General features: G+C 62.4%; 18 protein-coding genes. 7 read left to right on the forward strand and 11 right to left on the reverse strand.

Going from position 1 to position 19766, the window contains the following annotated elements:
• Positions 1–13: 13 nt before the first annotated feature.
• A complete protein-coding gene (locus RCO31_RS18105; RefSeq protein WP_308969832.1) occupies positions 14–826 on the reverse strand; it encodes a phosphatase PAP2 family protein in 813 nt (270 codons plus the stop codon).
• Between the two features lie 123 nt (positions 827–949).
• Here RCO31_RS18105 and RCO31_RS18110 point away from each other — a divergent pair, with 123 nt between their 5' ends.
• Positions 950–1552, forward strand: coding sequence for a 2-hydroxychromene-2-carboxylate isomerase (locus RCO31_RS18110; protein ID WP_308969833.1), 603 nt, complete (start codon positions 950–952; stop codon positions 1550–1552).
• A 72-nt stretch (positions 1553–1624) separates the two neighbouring features.
• Here RCO31_RS18110 and RCO31_RS18115 read toward each other — a convergent pair whose 3' ends face one another.
• The 3 genes from RCO31_RS18115 to RCO31_RS18125 form a co-directional block, all read right to left on the reverse strand.
• Positions 1625–2059 carry a hypothetical protein gene (locus RCO31_RS18115; RefSeq protein WP_308969834.1) on the reverse strand — a complete coding sequence of 145 codons (435 nt, stop codon included), beginning with the start codon at positions 2057–2059 and terminating at the stop codon, positions 1625–1627.
• Between the two features lie 111 nt (positions 2060–2170).
• Entirely contained in the window at positions 2171–3394 is a 1224-nt protein-coding gene (gene rlmN / locus RCO31_RS18120) for a 23S rRNA (adenine(2503)-C(2))-methyltransferase RlmN (RefSeq protein WP_308969888.1), read from the reverse strand.
• Positions 3395–3543: 149 nt separating this feature from the next.
• Entirely contained in the window at positions 3544–4089 is a 546-nt protein-coding gene (locus tag RCO31_RS18125) for an invasion associated locus B family protein (protein WP_308969889.1), read from the reverse strand.
• A 244-nt stretch (positions 4090–4333) separates the two neighbouring features.
• Here RCO31_RS18125 and RCO31_RS18130 point away from each other — a divergent pair, with 244 nt between their 5' ends.
• Complete coding sequence (locus tag RCO31_RS18130) at positions 4334–5308, forward strand: NADPH:quinone oxidoreductase family protein (RefSeq protein ID WP_308969835.1); 975 nt, start codon at positions 4334–4336, stop codon at positions 5306–5308.
• Positions 5309–5373: 65 nt separating this feature from the next.
• Here the strand turns inward: RCO31_RS18130 and RCO31_RS18135 are convergent, their stop codons facing one another.
• The gene (locus RCO31_RS18135; RefSeq protein WP_308969890.1) at positions 5374–5778 is read right to left on the reverse strand and encodes a YkvA family protein; all 405 of its coding nucleotides are present in this window, start codon (positions 5776–5778) and stop codon (positions 5374–5376) included.
• A gap of 44 nt (positions 5779–5822) precedes the next feature.
• Entirely contained in the window at positions 5823–6116 is a 294-nt protein-coding gene (locus RCO31_RS18140; protein WP_308969836.1) for a 4a-hydroxytetrahydrobiopterin dehydratase, read from the reverse strand.
• 216 nt (positions 6117–6332) lie between these two features.
• Between RCO31_RS18140 and RCO31_RS18145 the strand changes: the two genes are divergently transcribed.
• The 4 genes from RCO31_RS18145 to RCO31_RS18160 all read left to right on the forward strand — a co-directional run bounded on the left by RCO31_RS18145 (position 6333) and on the right by RCO31_RS18160 (position 13013).
• Positions 6333–7766, forward strand: coding sequence for a TAXI family TRAP transporter solute-binding subunit (locus tag RCO31_RS18145; RefSeq protein ID WP_374991498.1), 1434 nt, complete (start codon positions 6333–6335; stop codon positions 7764–7766).
• Positions 7767–7876: 110 nt separating this feature from the next.
• The gene (locus RCO31_RS18150; protein ID WP_308969837.1) at positions 7877–9439 is read left to right on the forward strand and encodes an alkaline phosphatase D family protein; all 1563 of its coding nucleotides are present in this window, start codon (positions 7877–7879) and stop codon (positions 9437–9439) included.
• 165 nt (positions 9440–9604) lie between these two features.
• Complete coding sequence (gene typA / locus RCO31_RS18155) at positions 9605–11434, forward strand: translational GTPase TypA (protein WP_308969838.1); 1830 nt, start codon at positions 9605–9607, stop codon at positions 11432–11434.
• 310 nt (positions 11435–11744) lie between these two features.
• Positions 11745–13013, forward strand: coding sequence for an NAD(P)/FAD-dependent oxidoreductase (locus tag RCO31_RS18160; protein WP_308969839.1), 1269 nt, complete (start codon positions 11745–11747; stop codon positions 13011–13013).
• On the opposite strand, the gene RCO31_RS18165 is transcribed toward RCO31_RS18160, so the two are convergent.
• The 5 genes from RCO31_RS18165 to RCO31_RS18185 all read right to left on the reverse strand — a co-directional run bounded on the left by RCO31_RS18165 (position 12996) and on the right by RCO31_RS18185 (position 18847).
• A complete protein-coding gene (locus RCO31_RS18165; protein WP_308969840.1) occupies positions 12996–14096 on the reverse strand; it encodes a sn-glycerol-3-phosphate ABC transporter ATP-binding protein UgpC in 1101 nt (366 codons plus the stop codon). The two genes, RCO31_RS18160 and RCO31_RS18165, sit on opposite strands and share 18 nt — an antisense overlap.
• A gap of 15 nt (positions 14097–14111) precedes the next feature.
• Positions 14112–15029, reverse strand: coding sequence for a carbohydrate ABC transporter permease (locus RCO31_RS18170; protein ID WP_308969841.1), 918 nt, complete (start codon positions 15027–15029; stop codon positions 14112–14114).
• Positions 15029–15961 (reverse strand): sugar ABC transporter permease, encoded by a 933-nt coding sequence (locus RCO31_RS18175; RefSeq protein ID WP_308969842.1) that lies wholly within the window; start codon positions 15959–15961, stop codon positions 15029–15031. Before RCO31_RS18175 ends, RCO31_RS18170 begins: the two co-directional genes overlap by 1 nt.
• Before the next feature lie 89 nt (positions 15962–16050).
• Positions 16051–17388: an extracellular solute-binding protein gene (locus tag RCO31_RS18180; RefSeq protein ID WP_308969843.1), complete on the reverse strand. Its 1338-nt coding sequence runs from the start codon at positions 17386–17388 to the stop codon at positions 16051–16053.
• A 328-nt stretch (positions 17389–17716) separates the two neighbouring features.
• Entirely contained in the window at positions 17717–18847 is a 1131-nt protein-coding gene (locus RCO31_RS18185; protein ID WP_308969844.1) for a zinc-dependent alcohol dehydrogenase family protein, read from the reverse strand.
• A gap of 271 nt (positions 18848–19118) precedes the next feature.
• Between RCO31_RS18185 and RCO31_RS18190 the strand changes: the two genes are divergently transcribed.
• On the forward strand, positions 19119–19628 hold the full coding sequence (locus RCO31_RS18190) for a GNAT family N-acetyltransferase (protein ID WP_308969845.1): 510 nt from the start codon (positions 19119–19121) through the stop codon (positions 19626–19628).
• Positions 19629–19766 lie beyond the last annotated feature (138 nt).

Here is a 19766-nt window from a genome sequence, read left to right on the forward strand (position 1 = left end):
CATCATCAAGCCATCACGACATCCGCTGTTCCGCCTGAACGGCAGATGTTGCACTGGAAGCTCGCGGTGCCGGTTCCCGGCCCAGCAGCCTTTGGATGAACGCGTAACCCGGCCATGCCACCCACGCCAGCACCGCCTCTACGCGCTCGTCTGTCGTGCGCGTGGACGGCCAGCGATACAACAGGCCGTGCACCAGCCAGATCAGCAGGAACGTCACGAGACCGGCAACGAGCACGTCGCTGACGAAATGGCCGCCGAAAGCCACGCGCAAGCCGCCGGTGGCGAGACCGAACACCGTAGCGCCGAGATATGCGAGCGGCCGCCAGGCCGGCGGCGCGAGCGAGGCCGGCGCATAGGTCCAGAATGCGGTCGACGCCTCGCCCGAGAAGAACGAGCAGTTCTTCGGGCACTCGCCGCCCGGTTGCCACCAGTGCTTGAACTGCCACTGACCATTGAACTCGACGACAGACGCGGGCCTCGGCCGGCCCCACGTGCTCTTGAAAGTCAGATTGGTGACGATGCCGGCCGTCAGCACCATCGTGATCACGAAATATGCGACGGTGCGACCGCGCAACAACATCGGCTTGTCCGGCCGCACAAGCTTGACGGCAAGCGCCACCAGCGCCGGCATGCAGATCGCCCATGCGATGATCATCGCTGTTTCGCGCGCAATCAGCGCGACGAGATGTGATCGCAGCGGAAACGTCCGTGTCACGGCATCGTAGAATACCCCGCCGATCTGCAGGTCGAGTTCCGGAAAGATCAGGTACAGAACGACGAAAGCCAGCGACAACGACAGTGCAATGAAGAGTCCTGCGCGATTCATGGTTGTCGGTCTAGCCGACCTCGCCCGCGGTGGAAAGAGCGCAGAACGTCACGAAATCGTCGTTATGCGAGACGGTGGTATGTATGCTGGCAACATCAAGCTAACCGGGCAGGGATGGCTGTAATGTCAGGGGCAACGCTGGATTTCTGGTTCGATTTCGCTTCGACCTATTCTTATGTGACCGCGATGCGCATTGCGCCCGCGGCCGAGCGGGCAGACGTCGCTGTCCGATGGCGGCCGTTCCTGCTGGGGCCGATCTTTCAGGCACAAGGTCTCGACAACTCGCCATTCAACCTGTTTCAGGCGAAAGGCCGCTACATGTGGCGCGACATGGAGCGACTGTGCAGCGATATCGGCACACCGTTCCGCAAACCCGACCCTTTCCCGCAGGCGAGCCTGCTCGCCGCGCGGGTTGCGCTGGTCGGGTTGGATCAGGGCTGGGGCGAGGATTTCAGCCGTGGCGTGTTTCGTGCAGAGTTCGCCGAAGGGTTTGACATCGGCAAACCTGAGACGCTCGCCACTGTGCTCAAAAGTCTCGGAGTTGCTCCCGCGGAAATCTTCGACCAAGCGCAATCCGACGAAACAAAGATGCGACTGCGCGCACAGACCGACGCTGCGGCGGCGCGAAATATCTTCGGTGCGCCAACCTTCTCGACCGCAGGCGAGGAAATCTTCTGGGGCAATGACCGGCTCGAGCAGGCGCTCGCCTGGGCACGGCGTGAGTAAATGCCGGCTACAATTTCACGGTCGTCCCTGCTTTCGCCGGGATGACATAATTGCCGGTTTTGCAGGAACAACCTATTCCCGCCACGCACCGGCACGCCGGCCGGCAATGAACCAGTAGACGAGCCCCGCGACGACGCCCGCACCGATCATCACCTCGAGTTCGCGCCGATCGACGCCGACGAAGGTCATGGCCGAAGGATCGAACTGCGTGAATGCGAGGTAGACGCCCAGGCCGAACAACGCGCCACCCAAAGCGTAGAAGACGATGCTGCGGATCGAGAAGGCTTCCGTCACAAGCGCCATGACGGCCGCCGGTAACAGCGCAAAGCCGGAGACAAAGATGAAGCCGAAGCCGGCCATCACTGCAACCGCATCACGATCCGCCGGACCAAGATCGAGCCTGCTCCATTCCGGATACATCACCGAAGCGACCACGACCAATCCCGCCGCAAAGCTCGCGACAACGAACGCAAACAGAATGACGATCAGCCGCCAGAGCAAAGTCATCGTACGCGCCTCTCGTCGTCGCTGCGAGCCATAGCCTTCGAAGAACCGCGCCGGTTCACTCGCCCATAGCCGTCCGAAGAACGGCGTCGCTTCGCTCGCAATGACGCATTCCTAGTCGGTCATGGCCATCGCGCGCAGCGCCTGGCGTTCGCGCGCGGAAAGCTTTTCAGTTTCCGACTTGAGCTGACCGCAGGCGGCAAGGATATCGCGCCCACGCGGGGTGCGCACCGGCGAGGAATAGCCCGCGTTGAAGATATATTCGGAGAACTTCTCGATCTGGTCCCAATCCGAGCACTGATATGACGAACCCGGCCACGGATTGAACGGAATGAGATTGATCTTGGCCGGAATGCCCTTCAGTAGTTTCACCAGCCACTTGGCGTCATCGAGCGAATCGTTGACGCCCTTGAGCATCACATACTCGAAGGTGATGCGCCGGGCGTTCGACAGACCGGGATAGTTGCGGCACGCTTCCAGCAATTCGGCAATCGGATATTTGCGGTTGAGCGGAACCAGCTCGTTGCGCAAGTCGTCACGCACCGCGTGCAGCGAAATTGCCAGCATCGAGCCGATCTCTTCGCCGGCGCGCACGATGTTCGGCACCACGCCCGAGGTCGAGAGGGTGATGCGTCGCCGAGAAATGGCGATGCCTTCGTTGTCGGAGACGATCGCCAGTGCGTCGCGAACGGCGTCGAAGTTGTACAGCGGTTCGCCCATTCCCATCATGACGATGTTGGTGACCAGGCGGTTGCCGTTTGGCGTCTCGCGATCGATCCAGTCACCCAGGCGGTCGCGCGCGATCATCACCTGGCCCGCGATCTCGCCCGCGGTGAGATTGCGCACCAGACGCTGCGTGCCCGTGTGGCAGAATGAGCAGTTCAGCGTGCAGCCGACCTGCGAGGAAACGCAGAGTGTGCCGCGATCGGTCTCCGGGATATAGACGCATTCTACCTCGTGCGGCCGCTCGGCCGCGTGACCGCTCGGCAGCCGCAGCAACCATTTGCGGGTGCCATCCTCGGAAATCTGTTCGGCGACGACCTCCGGGCGATCGATGGTGAAATGCTTCTCCAGTTCCACGCGCAGCGCCTTGGAGACGTTCGTCATCTCGCCGAAGGTCCGCACGCCGCGCACGTAGATCCAGTGCCAGAGCTGCTGCACGCGCATCTTGCGCTGGTTCTCCGGCACGCCGGCCTGGCCGATGCAGTCGGCGAGTTCGGCGCGCGAAAGGCCGACCAGCGACGGTTTCGCCGGCGGCACATAGGTTTCCAGCGGCGTTTTCTCGACGAGAACGCCGCGCGCTTGCACACCAGTGGTAGGTTGCGGCTGTACCGCCATCTCTGTCATCGAAGGTTCCGCGCGGCCGGTCCGGACCGCGAATTCGCAGATATCAATTGAGGCGTCACTGAATACGCCAGACATGGCGCTTTACCGCGCCAGAATCAATAACTTCGGCCCAAGGGCACCCGACAAGGCACCCGGCCTGTCTAGCGCTTGCAGTCCTGGGCGAGGCGATCCAGGGCCTGCGACAGCCCCTTCAGCGAGTAGACGTCGATGCTCTCGGTGCCGCGCGACGATACGCCCTTGACGGTGACGTCGGAACCCTTGCGCAGCGCGTCGACCATCTTTTCCTCCTCGGCCGCGTTCTTGATCCAGAGACCGTCGCCCTGCGTGTACATCGCGTAGCGGCTGCCCGAGACTTCAAGACTGCCTTCGGAGCCAGGCTTCAGCGGATAGCCGATCATGATCGAGACCTCATTGCTCACCTTCTCCTGCGGCCGCGTGGAGATGAACGCGTAGGCGGGATCACGTGGGCGGTTCGGTGGATCGGTCTTCATCGACGACGGCTTGGCGAGCGCGAAGCAGACTTTCTTGCCACCGGGCGAGGCTACATACGCGCCCCAGCTGCCGAATTGACCGACCAGCGTCGGCTCGGCGCCGCCGGCAGCCGCAGCTGCCTCCTGCTTGGGGGACGACTTGGCAGCCTGTGTGTTGGCCGGCACGGCCCACACACAGGCGAGCACCGCGGCCATGTACGCTGCCAGACGGACAGTCCCTCGTTGCATCGTGAAAACCCTCGTTCGTTCAAGCACGTCCGGCATGGGAGAATCCGGAAAGGCGCGACTGGAATAGACGGGAAAGGCGAAATTGTGAAGGCAGTTCCGCCTTGAGCTGCACGCGCGTTGCAACCGCCTAACCGCCAGAATCGGCATTGTCGCCTTTGGCCAAATCCGCCATGAAAGCGGCCACTCACAACCACGCGCAACGGTGACCCTGATGAAAGCGATCATTTGCTCGCAATGGTGCGAACCCGAAGACCTCGTGCTCGGCAATCTGCCTGATCCGGTCGCCGGGCCCGGCGAAGTGGTGATCGCGATCAAAGCCGCGGCGCTGAACTTCTTCGACATTCTGATGGTGCAGGGAAAGTATCAGACCAAGCCGCCCTTTCCGTTCTCGCCAGCCGCGGAGATCGCCGGCATGATCGAGAGCGTCGGCGCTGGCGTGACCGATCTCAAGGTCGGTGACCGGGTCGTGTCCTCGATCGGCTTCAACGGCGCGCGCGAAAAGGTCGCAGCACCAGCGGCGATGACCGCGAAGATTCCGGACAGCCTCGATTACGATCGCGCCGCGGGCGTGATCCTGATTTATTCGACTGCGCTGCACGCACTGGAAGATCGTGCCGATCCAAAGCCCGGCGAAACGCTGGTCGTGCTCGGCGCTGCCGGCGGCACGGGGCTCGCCGCGATCGAGATCGGCAAGCTGATGGGCTTGCGCGTGGTGGCCTGCGCATCGTCGGACGACAAGCTCAAGTTCTGCAAGGAGCACGGCGCGGACGTTCTCTTCAACTATGCGAAGGAAGATCTCAAAGAAGGCCTGAAGAAGATCGGCGGCGCGAAGGGCATCGACATCGTGTTCGATCCGGTCGGCGGCGACTTCACCGAGCCGGCGCTACGCTCGCTTGGCTGGAAAGGACGGCTGCTGGTGATCGGGTTCGCGTCAGGACCGATCCCACGCATTCCGCTGAACCTTCCGCTGCTGAAAAGCTGCGACATCCGTGGCGTGTTCTGGGGCGGCTTCGCCAAGGCATTCCCGGACAAGAGCCGCGCCAACCTCGAGCGGATTGTGCAATGGGCCGCGGACGGAAAGCTTTCTTCCCACGTTCATGCGACCTTCCCACTGGCGAAAACGTCCGAGGCGATGGCCGTGCTGTCCAGCCGCAAGGCGATGGGCAAGGTGATTCTGCATCCCTAAGCATCACCGCGAGCGCCTCGCGGCCAGTGGAGGCGCAAAAGTCCGACGCGCTGGGAGCGCCGGAGTTACCCGCCGTTGAGCGCGGCGTCGAGGTCCTTGTCATCGACCCCGCGCACCAGCGCCCGGCGTGCGGCTTCGCGATGATCGGGGCGGATATTGCTGGCGACCATCCGGAGTGCTGACATGAGCACGGCGGCGTCGTCGGTAAAGCCCAGCACCGGCAACAGGTCCGGCATGAAATCCAACGGCAGCACGAAATAGGCGAGCGCCGCGAGCAGCGACAACTGAACACGCCGCGGCGTCGTGCGGTCGAACGCACAATAGTAAGCGGCGAGCAGATCCTCCGCGAACGGCAGCCGAGCGGCGAACCGCTTGAACTTGGCCTTGAAGCGCTTGCGAACGCTCTCGGAATCCTGCGCCAACTTCTGCGCAGGCTCGAAGTCGTCTGCGTTGAAATGCGTTGTGCTCATCATGGTCAAAAGTTGGTGACTCTGAGGTGCAATTGCAAGCGGCCCTACCGCCCGGCGATGGCGTCCATGGCCGCGGCAAGCGCCGTATCCTTGGCCGTCAGCCCGCCGGCATCGTGGGTCGACAGCACCACTTCGACGGTCTTGTAGACGTTCTTCCATTCGGGGTGGTGGTCGTTCTTTTCGGCCACCAGCGCGGCCCGGCTCATGAAGCCGAACGCTTCGTTGAAATCCTTGAAAACAAACGTCTTTGCGATAGCGTCGCGGCCCGGCACCTCGGCCCAGCCGATCAGCTTCGCCAGCGCCTGTTTGCGGGTCTCGCCTGCCAGTTTCTCGGCCATGAATACCTCCTCAAACGATATCAACGCCTTAGAATTACCATACCCCGCATTGCTGTTTGACGCGCAAAGGTCGGCAGATCGAACGGGCCGACCACCGGGTGCGTCGCCCGCAGTATCGGAACTGCGATTCGGCCGGAAAGTTGCTATGATGCGTAAGTTACACCGGCAGATCAGAGAGATGACACCCTGAACCTGCAACAGCTTTTTTCGCGGCCGATGAGCACAGATGGCATCAGCGGCACGACGCTGGCGGCGACGCGACGACGGCGTGGACCGAAGATCATGACGGTGCTGTCGCTGATCGCAGCGGCCATCGCGATCATAGCCGCGATCGCCGCTGCGACCTACTACTACAACCGTCCCGTCACTGTGCGCATTGCCGTCGGGCCTCCCAACAGCGACGACTTCAAGGTCGTGCAATCGATCGCCCGGGTCTTCGACCCACAAGCGGCTGGCCGGGACCGGAGCTCGATTAAGCTGCGAATCGTGCCGACCGAAGGATCGGTGCAGAGCGCCGTTGCACTGGACACAGGCCAGGCCGATCTCGCGGTGATCCGCGGCGACCAGCAGTTGCCGAAGGATGCGCAGACCGTCGCCACCATGCGCAAGAATGTCGTCGCCCTCTGGCTGCCGCCGGCCGCCCGACCGAGGGCAACGAAGAGAGCCGCCGAGCCAAAGATCGGGAAGATCGAGGATCTCGCCGGCCACAAGGTCGGAGTGATTGGTCGCAGCCAGTCCAACGTCAATCTATTGCGGCTGATCCTGCAGCAGTATGGCGTGCCGGAGGAACGGGTCGAGATCGTCCAGTTCGCGCCGTCCGAAGTGAACGAGGCGATCCGCGGCAACAAAGCCGATGCTTTTTTCGCCGTCGGCCCGGTCAACAGTCAGATTACCACGGATGCAATCGGAGCAACGGTGCGCGATGGTGGCGCGCCGACATTCCTGCCGATCGACCTCGCCGATTCGATCGAGAGCAGATATCCGATCTATGACGCCGCCGAGATCTCACCGGGCGCGTTCGGCAGCGCGCCCGCGCGCCCCGAGGAGACGATCAAGACCATCAGCTTCGGCCATCATATCGTTGCGCGGAAATCCCTGTCCGAAAGCACCGTGACAGCGTTCACGCGGCAACTATTCTCGATGCGGCAGGCCCTGATCGCTGCCAATCCCAGCGCTGCGAAGATCGAGGTTCCTGACACCGACAAGGACGCCGCGATTCCAGTGCATCCCGGTGCCGAAGCCTACGTCGACGGCGAAGAGCGGACATTCATGGACCGCTACAGCGATCTGATCTGGTGGACGATTCTTGGCATGTCGCTGCTCGGATCGGCCGGCGCCTGGGCGGCGAGCTATCTGAAGAAGGACGAGCGGACCAACAACACGTCTCTGCGCGAACGACTGCTGGTGATGTTGTCGCAGGCGCGCAAGGCCTCGAGTCATGAGGAACTCGACGAGATGCAAGCGGAGGCCGACGAAATCCTGCGCGATACGCTTGATTGCTATGAAAGCGGCGCGATCGAAGCCGGCACCCTGACCGCCTTTCAGATTGCGCTGGAACAGTTCCACAACGCCGTCGCGGACCGCCGCCTGTTCCTCGCCACTGAGCCTGCGCCGCTCGCACCGGTACGGCCAACCCGCGCCGCGGTTTGAGCGCCATTCAATCCCATACGATCACGCGTCACGCGCCAGTTACAGAGGCATTCTAAATCGGTCGTCCTTGGTACCGCATGCTGGAGCGGTTCGAGTTGGGGGAGGCGACAATGCGCAAGGTGCTGATTTCCCGGCGACACTTCCTGCAAACCTCCACTATCGGCGGCGCCACGGCGGCGACAGGGCTGTTCACTCCGTTCATCAGCCGCGCATCCGATCGGCCGATCGTGACGCACGGCGTCCAATCCGGCGATATTTCCGGTGACAGCGGCATGATATGGGCGCGCGCCGATCGCCCTTCACAAATGCTGGTCGAGATCTCAACGACCGAGTCGTTCCGCAATGCGTTGGCGCTGCCGCCTGTCGCAGCGATGCCCGAGAGCGACTTTTGCGTAAAGCGCTTGCTCGAGAATCTCCCTTCCGGTCAGACCATCTTTTATCGGGTGAAATTCCGCGATCTCAAGCAGATCAACGTCGAGAGCGAACCGGTGACCGGACGATTCCGCACGGCACCCGCCGACCGGCGCGACGTCAGCTTTGTCTGGGGTGGCGATGTCGCTGGCCAAGGCTGGGGCATCAACACCGACGACGGCGGCATGACAACGTTCGCTGCCATGCGCAAGCACAATCCCGACCTCTTCATCCATTCGGGCGACACGATCTATGCAGACGGCCCGATCCTGCCGGAGGTGAAGCTCGCGGACGAGACGGTCTGGAAGAACCTCACAATTCCCGAGAAGGCCAAGGTCGCCGAAACACTCGATGAGTACCGTGCAGCCTACAAATACAATCTGCTCGATGAACATCTGCGCGCGTTCAACGCCGACGTGCCGGTGTTCGTGCAGTGGGACGACCATGAGGTGACCAACAACTGGTCGCTGTCGAAGCAGCTCCCGTCGGCCTACAAGGAGCGCAACGTGATGCTGCTCGCCGCGCGCGCAGCCCAGGCGTTCCATGAGATGTTCCCGATCCGGACAAGTGCGACCGAACCCGGACGCATCTACCGCACCATCGCCTACGGTCCGCACCTCGACGTCTTCATGCTCGATGAACGCAGCTACCGCGGTCCGAACAACGACAACACCCAGACGAGCTACGGCCCTGATTCGTATTTCATCGGCCTCGAGCAGCTCGCCTGGCTAAAGCGGTCATTGGCTGCCTCACGCGCGACGTGGAAGGTGATCGCCTCCGACATGCCGATCGGCATCATCGTCGAGGACGACGCCGTCAATCATCGGGGCTCCGAGGCGATCGCCCAGGGTGACGGTCCCGCGCTCGGCCGCGAGCTGGAGATCGCCGACCTTCTGCGCTTCATCAAAAGCGCCGGCATCCGCAATACGATGTGGGTGACGGCTGATGTGCATTACGCCGCTGCGCATTACTACGATCCGAACAAGGCGCAGTTCCAGGATTTCGATCCGTTCTGGGAGTTCGTCTCGGGCCCGTTGCATGCGGGAACCTTCGGCCCCGGCAAGCTCGACAACACGTTCGGGCCCGAGTTGAAGTTCGTCAAAGCTCCGGGACCTGGCCGCCAGAATCTGCCGCCATCCGCCGGCATGCAGTTCTTCGGCCACGCGCGGATCGACGGCGCGACCGGGCAGCTCACCGTGACGATCCGCGATCGCGCCGATAATGCGCTCTGGTCGGTCACGGTTGATCCGAAATTCGGTTAATGCGCCGGATTTCGAAGGTTTCGCCACACATTCAGCCTGCGGTTGTCGTTGTTTTTTGAAGATTCCTGACTATATTGCGCCGCAACGCGTGCCCCGAATGCCCGGCCCATCGGCCGGGCACCGTGTTTTGAGGGGGCGCCCCGGCAAGCCCAATCGGTAGACCCTATGAATTTGCGCAACGTCGCCATCATTGCTCACGTCGATCATGGCAAGACCACCCTCGTGGATCGCCTGCTGCAACAGTCCGGCACATTCCGCGAAAATCAGCGTGTCGCTGAGCGGGCGATGGACTCCAACGACCTTGAGCGCGAGCGCGGCATCACGATTCTCGCCAAGGCCGCGTCGGTGCAGTGGAAAGACACGCGCATCAACATCGTCGATACGCCAGGCCACGCCGACTTCGGCGGCGAGGTCGAGCGCATCCTCAACATGGTGGACGGAGCGTTGGTGCTGGTGGATGCCGCCGAAGGGCCCCTGCCGCAAACGAAGTTCGTGGTCTCGAAGGCGCTGAAGGTTGGGCTGAAGCCGATCGTCGTCATCAACAAGGTCGACCGCCCCGACGCGCGCCCGACCGAAGTGATCAACGAGGTGTTCGATCTGTTTGCGGCGCTGGACGCCACCGACGAGCAGCTCGACTTCCCGATACTCTACGGTTCGGCCAAGCAGGGCTGGATGGCCGAGAGCGCGGAAGGTCCGAAGGAAGCGGGCATGCAGCCGCTGTTCGACCTGATCCTGCGCCATGTCGCACCGCCGGTGGTCGAGCAGGGTCCATTCCGCATGATCGGCACCATCCTTGAAGCCAATCCTTATCTCGGCCGGCTGATCACCGGCCGAATCACGTCGGGCACCATCAAGCCGAACCAGACGATCAAGGCGATCGACCGCGACGGCAAGCTGATCGAACAGGGCCGCATTTCGAAGATCCTCGCCTTCCGCGGGCTTGAGCGTACGCCGCTCGATGAAGCCGAGGCCGGCGACATTGTCGCCATTGCCGGGCTTACCAAGGGCACCGTCGCTGACACGTTCTGCGATCCGAGCGTCGAGGCGCCGCTGACCGCCCAGCCGATCGATCCGCCGACGGTCTCGATGTCGTTCATCGTCAACAACTCGCCGCTCGCCGGCACCGAGGGCGACAAGGTGACGAGCCGCATGATCCGCGACCGGTTGCTGCGCGAGGCCGAAGGCAACGTCGCACTGCGCGTGACCGAAGCCGACGACAAGGATTCGATGGAAGTTTCAGGTCGCGGCGAGCTGCAGCTCGCGATCCTGATCGAGACCATGCGCCGCGAGGGCTTCGAGCTCTCCGTGTCGCGTCCGCGCGTGGTGCTGCAGAAAGACGAGGCGACCGGTGGCTGGATGGAGCCGGTCGAGGAGGTCGTCATCGACGTCGACGAGGAGCACTCCGGCGTCGTCGTGCAGAAGATGAGCGAGCGAAAGGCGGAGATGATCGAGATGAAGCCGTCGGGCGGCAACCGCCTGCGGCTCGTGTTCTACGCGCCGACCCGCGGCTTGATCGGCTATCAGGGCGAGCTCCTGACCGACACGCGCGGCACCGCGGTGATGAACCGCCTGTTCCACGGCTATGCATCCTACAAGGGCGAAATTCCCGGCCGCCGCAACGGCGTGCTGATCTCCAACGAACAGGGCGAAGCGGTCGCCTATGCGATGTGGAAACTGGAAGACCGCGGCCCGATGATGATCGAGCCGGGCTGGAAAGTGTATCGCGGCATGATCGTCGGCGAGCATACGCGTGACAACGACCTCGAGATCAATGTGCTGAAGGGCAAGCAGCTCACCAACATCCGCACCACTTCGAAGGACGAAGCCGTGCGTCTGACGCCGCCGATCAGAATGACCCTGGAGAAGGCGCTGGCCTATATCGAGGACGATGAGCTGGTCGAGGTAACACCGAAATCGATTCGGCTGCGCAAGAAATTGCTCGACCCGAACGAGCGCAAGCGCGCTGAGAAAAGCAAGGAAGCGTTGGCGAGCTAGGTCTGCGCAAAAGACCGCCGCAAGCTCCGGCTTCCACCGTCCCTTGAGGGGAAGCTCGATCGCGAAGCGCTCGGGCGGGGTGACACACTCTCCGCACCGTGTGAGGCGGAGTGCGGCCAAGCCAGCGCGTGCAATCGCCCGCAAACCACACACCCGCCCCGCTTGCTTCGCAAGCGAGCGTCCCCTTGCGGCCTTTGACGGCCCCTCAGACCTTTCGAAAGGATGGCCGAAGCGAGCCCTGCCTGCTTTCGCAGCGGCGACTATATAGGTATGCATGGCATAGTGCCTGAAGCAACGGACGCTGGTCAGCATGCCCCTTTCCACCGACATCGACGTCGCAATCATCGGCGCAGGCGCGGCGGGCCTCGGTGCCGCCCGCGCGCTCGAGGGCACGGGGCTTCGCGTCAAGGTTCTGGAGGCGCGCGACCGGATTGGCGGACGTGCTTTCACGCGGCAGCTTGAGAACGGCATCGTCTTCGACGTCGGCTGCGGCTGGCTGCATTCGGCCGACCGCAACGAATTCGTGCGCATCGCCGGCGAGCTCGGCTTCGACCTCGACCGCGGCCGACCGCACTGGACCGAACAGACCTTCAACATCGGTTTCCCGCGAGAGGAGCGTCTGGCGTATCTGAAAGAAATGGACGCGTTCTACGACCGGGTCGAGGCGGCAGCCGAGTCCGACCCCGACCGGCCGGCGAGCGACCTCCTGAAACCGGGCAATCGCTGGAACGCGATGCTGAACTGCATCTCGACCTACATCAATGGCGCCGAGCTCGATCGCGTCTCGATTCGCGATACGAGCGCCTACGAAGACACCGAAATCAACTGGCGCGTGAAGCGCGGCTTCGGCGCGCTGGTCGCGGCCTACGGGGCGCCCTGCCCGGTCGAGCTCAATGCAAAGGTGACGTTAATCGACCATTCATCGACACCCATCCGCATTGAGACGTCGCGCGGCACGCTCACTGCCGCCAGGGTGATCGTCACCGTCCCTACGAACCTGATCGCCAACGAGACCGTGCGCTTCCTGCCGGCACTGCTGGCAAAGGTCGACGCCGCAACCGGCGTACCGCTCGGCCTGGCCGACAAGGTAATGCTGGCGCTTGATGGAGATGGCGACGCCCTGCCGCGCGACGGCCATTTGCGCGGCTCGACGACAAAAGTCGGCACCGGCAGCTATCATTTGCGGCCGCAGGGCTTTGCCAGCATCGAAGGTTTCTTCGGCGGCCGCCACGCGCGCGAGCTCGAGGATGCCGGCGAAGAAGCGTTCGCTGCTACCGCGATCGACGAGCTCGTGGCATTGCTCGGCTCGGACTATCGCCGCAAGCTGCGCCCGCTGTCGCTGTCACGCTGGGCGCACGATCCGTTCGCGACCGGATCCTACTCGCACGCCCTGCCCGGCCATGCGGACGCTCGCGCCAAGCTCGCCGCGCCGATCGATGACCGGATCTTCTTTGCCGGCGAAGCCACCTCGCCCAACTTCTTCTCAACCTGCCACGGCGCGCTGGAAAGCGGCATGCGCGCTGCCGCAGAGCTCACGGCAACGCCGGCGGCGTTGCGAGGTTCACACCACCAATCCTGACGAGTCGTCGATGATGTGCATATTGCTCAGATCGGCGGCGAACTGCATCGGTGCGCCGTCGCGCGCCCCCGCTTTTGGGCTGACCCGGCCGCACACCTCGCTGCCGTTGATCTTGAAATAGACCAGCGTCTCCATTCCCATCGGCTCGCTGACGTCAATCTGGGCTGTGAACGGCACTGTGTCCGGCCCGAGATGGGGGCGCATCTCGGTGACGTGCTCGGGACGCAGCCCCAGCGAAAGCTTCTCTTTGCCGACAAACGGCCGATAGCGAATCGCCCGATCGGCCGGAAGCGGCAACGCCAGCCCGTTGCCGAAGCTCACCTGCAGGCCGTCGCCAACCGGCTCGATGCGCGCCGGAATGAAATTCATCGCCGGCGAGCCGATGAACCCCGCCACGAACCGCGTCCGCGGCGCATGATAGAGCTCGTTCGGCGAGCCGACCTGCTCGATCACACCGTGGTTCATCACCACCACCCTGTCGGCGAGCGTCATCGCCTCGACCTGGTCGTGAGTGACGTAGACTGTGGTCGTGCGCACCTTCTGATGCACGCGCTTGATCTCGATCCGCATCTGCACGCGCAGCTTGGCATCGAGGTTGGACAATGGCTCGTCGAACAGAAAGACCTTCGGATTGCGCACGATGGCGCGGCCCATGGCGACACGCTGGCGCTGACCGCCCGAAAGCGCCTTTGGCTTGCGGTCGAGCAGCTCGGTGATGTCGAGGATGCGCGCCGCCTCGGAGACACGCGCCTTGATCTCCGCCTTTGGATAGTGCTTCAGCCGCAGACCAAATGACATGTTGTCAGCCACTGTCATGTGCGGATAGAGCGCGTAGTTCTGAAAGACCATGGCGATGTCGCGATCTTTCGGCGGCACGTCATTGACGACGTGATCGTCGATTGCAATCTCACCACCGGTGATGTCCTCGAGGCCTGCGATCATCCGCAAGGTCGTCGACTTGCCGCAACCGGACGGACCGACGAGCACGACAAACTCGTGGTCCTTGATCTCGAGGTCGATGCCGCGCACCGCCTCCACATCATCGTAACGTTTGACGATCTTGCGCAGCGATACGTTGGCCATGGTGCTCCTGGTCGATCAGCCTTTGGTCGCCCCCGCGGTCAGTCCCGCGATGTAATAGTCCATCAGGAAGGCGTAGATGATCAGTGGCGGCGCGGCGCCGAGAAGCGCGCCCGTCATGATCTGTCCCCAGTTGAAGACATCGCCCTTGATCAGCGACGTGATGATCCCGACCGGCAGCACGAGCTCGCTGGTCGAGGTCGTGAACGCAAGCGGATAGAGGAACTGCGCCCATGACACGGTGAAAGCGAAGATCGTCGCTGCAATGATGCCGGGCAGCGCGACCGGGATGAAGATTTTCGTCAGCGTCTGCATCCAGCTTGCGCCGTCGATGATGGCGGCTTCATCCAGCTCCTTCGGGATCGACGCGAAATAGCCGATCATGATCCAGGTGCAGAACGGCACCGTCAGCGTCGGATAGAGGATAAGCAGCACCCACCAGCGGTTGATGAGCTGGATTCCCGTCCAGTCATTGAATACGGCCATCATTTTGAAGAGCGGAATGAACAGCAGCGTTTCCGGAATGAGGTAGGTGAGGAACACACCGGTCGCGAGCGTTGCCGAGCCCCAGAACCGCATGCGCGAGAGCGCGAATGCCGCGGGCACTGCGATCAGCATCGTGATCGTCACGACGACGATCGATACGACTGCCGAGTTACGGAAGAAGATCTGATAGTCGCGCGACCCGATCAGATCGATATAGTTGGAGAGCGTCGGATTGGAGACCCACCACGGGTTGGTCGCCGCGGAGATCTCCGCGCTGCTCTTCAGCGAGGTGATCAGCATGTAGATCGGCGGCAGCAGGAAGAAGATCGCAAACAGGACCAGGAAGAAATACGACCACCGCAGGGCCCAGGTGCGGTCACGCTTCATGCTGCCGTACTTCGGCGCTGAGCGAGTGGGGCTGGAGGGACTGGCCGCGGTTACGACGGTCATCATACCTCGCTCCCGCGCTTGGTAATGTCGCGGAGGATGAAGATCGCAGCGACGGCCAGGATTGGCACCATGAACAGTGACACGCTTGCGCCGAGCGGAATGTCACCGCCTTCGATACCGACCCGAAAAGCCCATGTGCCGAAGATATGGGTCTTGTCGAGCGGGCCTCCGGCCGTGAGCACTCGCACGATATCAAAGTTCGCGAACGTGACGATGAGCGAGAACAGTGCCGTGATAGCGATGATGTTGCGCATCATCGGCAGCGTTACGTACCAGATGCGCTGCCACCAGTTCGCGCCGTCGATCTCGGCCGCTTCGTAGAGCTGCTCGGGAACGGATTTCAACGCCGCCAGATACATGATCATGAAGAACGGAGCACCGATCCAGATATTGACCAGGATCACCGAGAAACGCGCCCAGTCTGCATCGCCGGTCCACGGAATTGCGCCGAAGCCCAACTTCACCAACAACCAGTTGAAGGCCGAGTAAGATGGATCGAACAACCACAACCAGGCGAGACAGCTCATCGCCGGCGGGATCACCCAGGGAACGAGCAGCATGCCACGCCACTTGCGCTGCCCCTTGGCGGGAATGTTGTGCACGAAATGCGCGACGATGAAGCCGATGATCGCCTTGAACAGCACGGCGGTGATCGCAAACAGGCAGGACTGCCAGACCACCATCCAGAAGGTTTCGCGCTTGAACAGGAACGTGAAGTTGGAGAAGCCGACGAACCGCTCCATCGACTTGTTGAGCATCGCAAGATGGACGGCGTAGATGGCTGGATAGACGACAAGCACCGCAATCAGCGCGATCAGCGGCAGGGCCAGGAAGAACGCGATCGTCGATTTGCGGCCGAGCCATGTGCGCAAGCTGCGCCGCTGACGGCTTCGGGAGGCGATCAGGGAAGGCGGAGCTGCAACATCGACCATGTGATTTGCGACAGGCTCTGATGTGGATAGTGGCTGAAAGCGACTGCCCTTCCGGCGCCATGCGGCCGGAAGGGCAACAGATCAGGCGATCATCCGCGCATGAATCCTTCACACTCGGACTCGGCCCAGGCCAACGTCTTCTCCATTGGCTCGCCCTGCATGTGGCGGACGATCATCTTGGTCTGCAGGCCCTGCGTGTAGATCTGCACGGCGATCTTCGGCGGTGCGGGCGCGGCTGCGATCGACAGGATCTGGTGATTATGCGGGTTCGGATAATGGTACATCGTGCCCTGCGGCGGGCCGACTTCCGACCAGACCTTGAAGGTCGTCAGCTTCTCGAACGACGGGATGTCATACCCCTTCGAGGCCTCCACCATCTTTTGGGCCGATGACTCCTGCGACAGGTGCGTCAAGAGACTCTTCGCCGCCGGCTTGTTCTTGGAGAAGCTCCAGATAGCCCAGAAGTAGGGCAGGAATGGTCCGAAGCGGCCTGCCGGTCCCGCGGGCATGCCGTGGTGCCACATCTGCTCGGCAATCTGCGGCGCGTCGCGCACGGCGACCGCCCAGGTGCTCGGCGGATTCATGATGAGCGCGCCGCGGCCTGAGACCATCCACTTGTTGTTGGATGCATCATCCCATGCTGGTGCGTCGGCGGGATACTGCTTGCCAAGCTTGACGCAGTATTCGAGCGCCTTGCGGACAGGATCAGACTTCACCGTGATCTTTCCGCTGGCATCCACCAGCGCAGCTCCGAACGAATGGAACAGCGCGCCGGCCGTGTCGACGGAATCGCTCGTCGTGCCGAGGCCGATCCCGAATGGAAAGCCCGCCTTGTTGCAAGCTTCCGCGGCCTTCAGGAAATTGTCGAGGTTCCAGTCATCCGCCTTGGGCGCGGCGCCGACGGGATACATCGCCTTGATGTCGATGCCCGCATGCTGCTTCATCAGGTCGAGGCGCGAGGCGGGGCCCTTCATCTGGCTGCCTGCCGTCGCCGGCACGGCCAACCACTTGCCGTCCGTCTTGCCGAGATATTCGACCGTCTTGTTGACCGCACCGTATTTGGCGATCAGCGGCGCCATAATGTCGTCGACCGGCTCCAGGTTTCGCGCACGCTCGGCCGCTTGCCAGGTCGGCATCGCCAGAATGTCGTGGCCGGACTTGGCCTGCTCTTCGGCGGCGATGGTGACGAGTATCTTGTTGCTTTGCGAGGTGATGAAGTCGATCTGGACTTCGACCTTCTCCTTCGCAGCCCATTCCCTGACGAGCGCCTCGGTCGCCTTGTTCGCGTCGGGCACCCAGTGATCCCAGAAGCCGATCGAGAGCTTGCCCGCGGACTGCGCCGTCGAAACATGCGGCGCGGCGAGAACAACCGTCGACGCGGCGGTCGTGGCCATGAACTGGCGACGGGTCATATGCTTACGAGTCATTGAAGTCCTCCCAGCGTCGACGTTGTTTGAGATCGAATTTTTGACGTGCTTGGCGTTTCCCCGGATCTGTGGCCGTGTTTTTATTTATCTTCGGCGTCGCAAGTTAAGCGCACGTGCCGGCCACCTTTCAAGTGCAAAACGAAATTTCATCCAAAATGATAAAAAGCGATTGCTCTGGTCATACGACAACTTGCCGTATTGTGCGCTGCACGCAGCAGCAGGCGGGAATAGCATCCCATCCTGCTGCTGACGGATTGATCATTCGGTCCTCAAGTCAGACACCCCGTCGGGTGCTGAACGAGCGAACAAGCCCGTGAGAGTTGCGGCCTCAGTTGGGTCGCAGCGTCTGCCGCACCACGCTGCCGTCGGCGAGCTTGTCGAAGCCTTCATTGAGGGCGTCGAACGTCAGGTCGCCCGCGTGCAGCTTGTCGACCGGAAGCTTGCCGGCCATGTAGAGGTCGAGAAAGCGCGGGATGTCGCGGCGGGCGATGCAGCTTCCCATGTAGCTGCCCTTGATGGTGCGCTCGTCGGTCACCATGGCCGCGTGCGGATAGGCGATTGCAGCATCAGGCCGCGGCAGGCCGGCGCTGACGGTGGTCCCGCCGCGCGCGGTGATCGCGTAAGCAAAATCCATTGCCGGTAGCGAACCCGCCATCTCGAACGCAAAATCGACGCCGCCGCGTGTCAGGTCGCGCACCTCGCTGACCGCGTTCTTGCCGTTCGCCAGCACCGTGTGCGTCGCGCCCAAGGATTTCGCGAGTTCGAGCTTGGCGGGCAGCACGTCGGCGGCGACGATCGGATAAGCGCCAGAAGCGACGAGCGCCAGAAGCGAGTTGAGCCCGACGCCGCCGAGACCAACCACCGCTGAACTTCGGCCCGGCGCGACTTGCGCCGTGTTCACCACTGCGCCGACACCGGTCATCACCGCGCAGCCAAACAGCGAAGCGACATGCAGCGGCACTCGCTTGTCGATCGCTACCACCGAACTTTCCGCAACGACCGCATACTGCGCATACACCGACAGCCCGCTGTAGTGATGCAGGTCCGAACCGTTGTCGCAGAAGAGGCGCCGCGCGCCGGACTGCAGCGTGCCGGCTGCGCGCGAGGCGGTCGAAACCGTACACAGATTGGGTCTTGCGTCGGAGCAGTAGCGACAGGAGCCGCAGCTGGACACGAACGACGTGACGACGTGATCACCCGCCTTGAGTTCGTGCACGCCTGCGCCGACCTCACGAACGATGCCTGCACCTTCGTGACCGACCACCGTCGGCAACTTGCGCGGACGCACGCCTTCGATGGTGGACAGGTCGGAATGACAGAGACCGGCGGCCGCCACTTCGATCAGCACCTCGCCCGGACCAGGGCCATGCAGCTCCACCTGTTCGATTCGAAGCGGCTTCGACACGGTGAAGGGATGCGGCAGGCCTTGTTCGAACAGCAAAGCGGCGGTCATCTTCATGGCGGTTTTCTCCCTGTGTCATTTTCGGTCAGGATGCGCGGGAACACCGGAGATGAGCAAGAGCCGTGGCGCTGATGCCCTCCTCATCACCTGCAATCCTCAAGCATCCGTTCGCGAATCGACTGATAGTCGGCGCGATTGATGCGCAGTTGTCCGTTTTCGGTACAGCAAGCGCTACCTTCGCACCGGCAGTGATGCAGAAAATCCACATGTTAACCGATTATTAAGTAAAGCTCTTGAAGGCGCGCGTCTGTCTTGCTTTGATCTGCTCATGAGCACGATCCTGATCGAAGTCCGGCAAGCCAAGGCGTCCGACGCGGCCGCGGTCGCAGCGACTCACGATCAGGCATGGCGCGCAGCCTACCAGGGCATCATTCCTGGCGCCGAACTCGACAAGCTGATTAATCGCCGCGGCCCGCAGTGGTGGGATAGCGCGATTCGCAAAGGCAGCCGCGTCAGTGTGCTGGTGTTCGGAGAGCAGATCGCGGGTTACGCCAACTACGGTCGAAATCGCGCTCGCAGCCTGCATTTCGATGGCGAGATCTACGAGCTTTATCTGAGACCGGAATTCCAGGGCCTTGGCTTCGGTCGTCGCCTGTTCTCGGCGGCTCGCCGCGACCTCGCCCAAAGCGGTCTCAAGAGCATGGTGATCTGGGCGCTGTCGGACAACGAACCGGCGGTGGAGTTTTACCGCAATCTCGGCGGACGCATGGTCGCCCGCTCGTCCGAGCGATTCGGCGGCAAAAGCCTCGACAAGGTTGCGTTCTCCTGGACGCATTGAATTTTGCCACATAAGCCATGTTCGTCATGCCCGGCCCTCCCGGGCACCCGTCTTTTCGAGCCGCGCTTTCGCTAGCCGCGACGATGTGGATGCCTGGCACGATCCAAACATGACGGCCTAACGTCAACGAACCCTTCT

It is taken from the genome of Bradyrhizobium sp. LHD-71, from assembly GCF_031157255.1.
Classification (GTDB): Bacteria; Pseudomonadota; Alphaproteobacteria; order Rhizobiales; family Xanthobacteraceae; genus P52-10.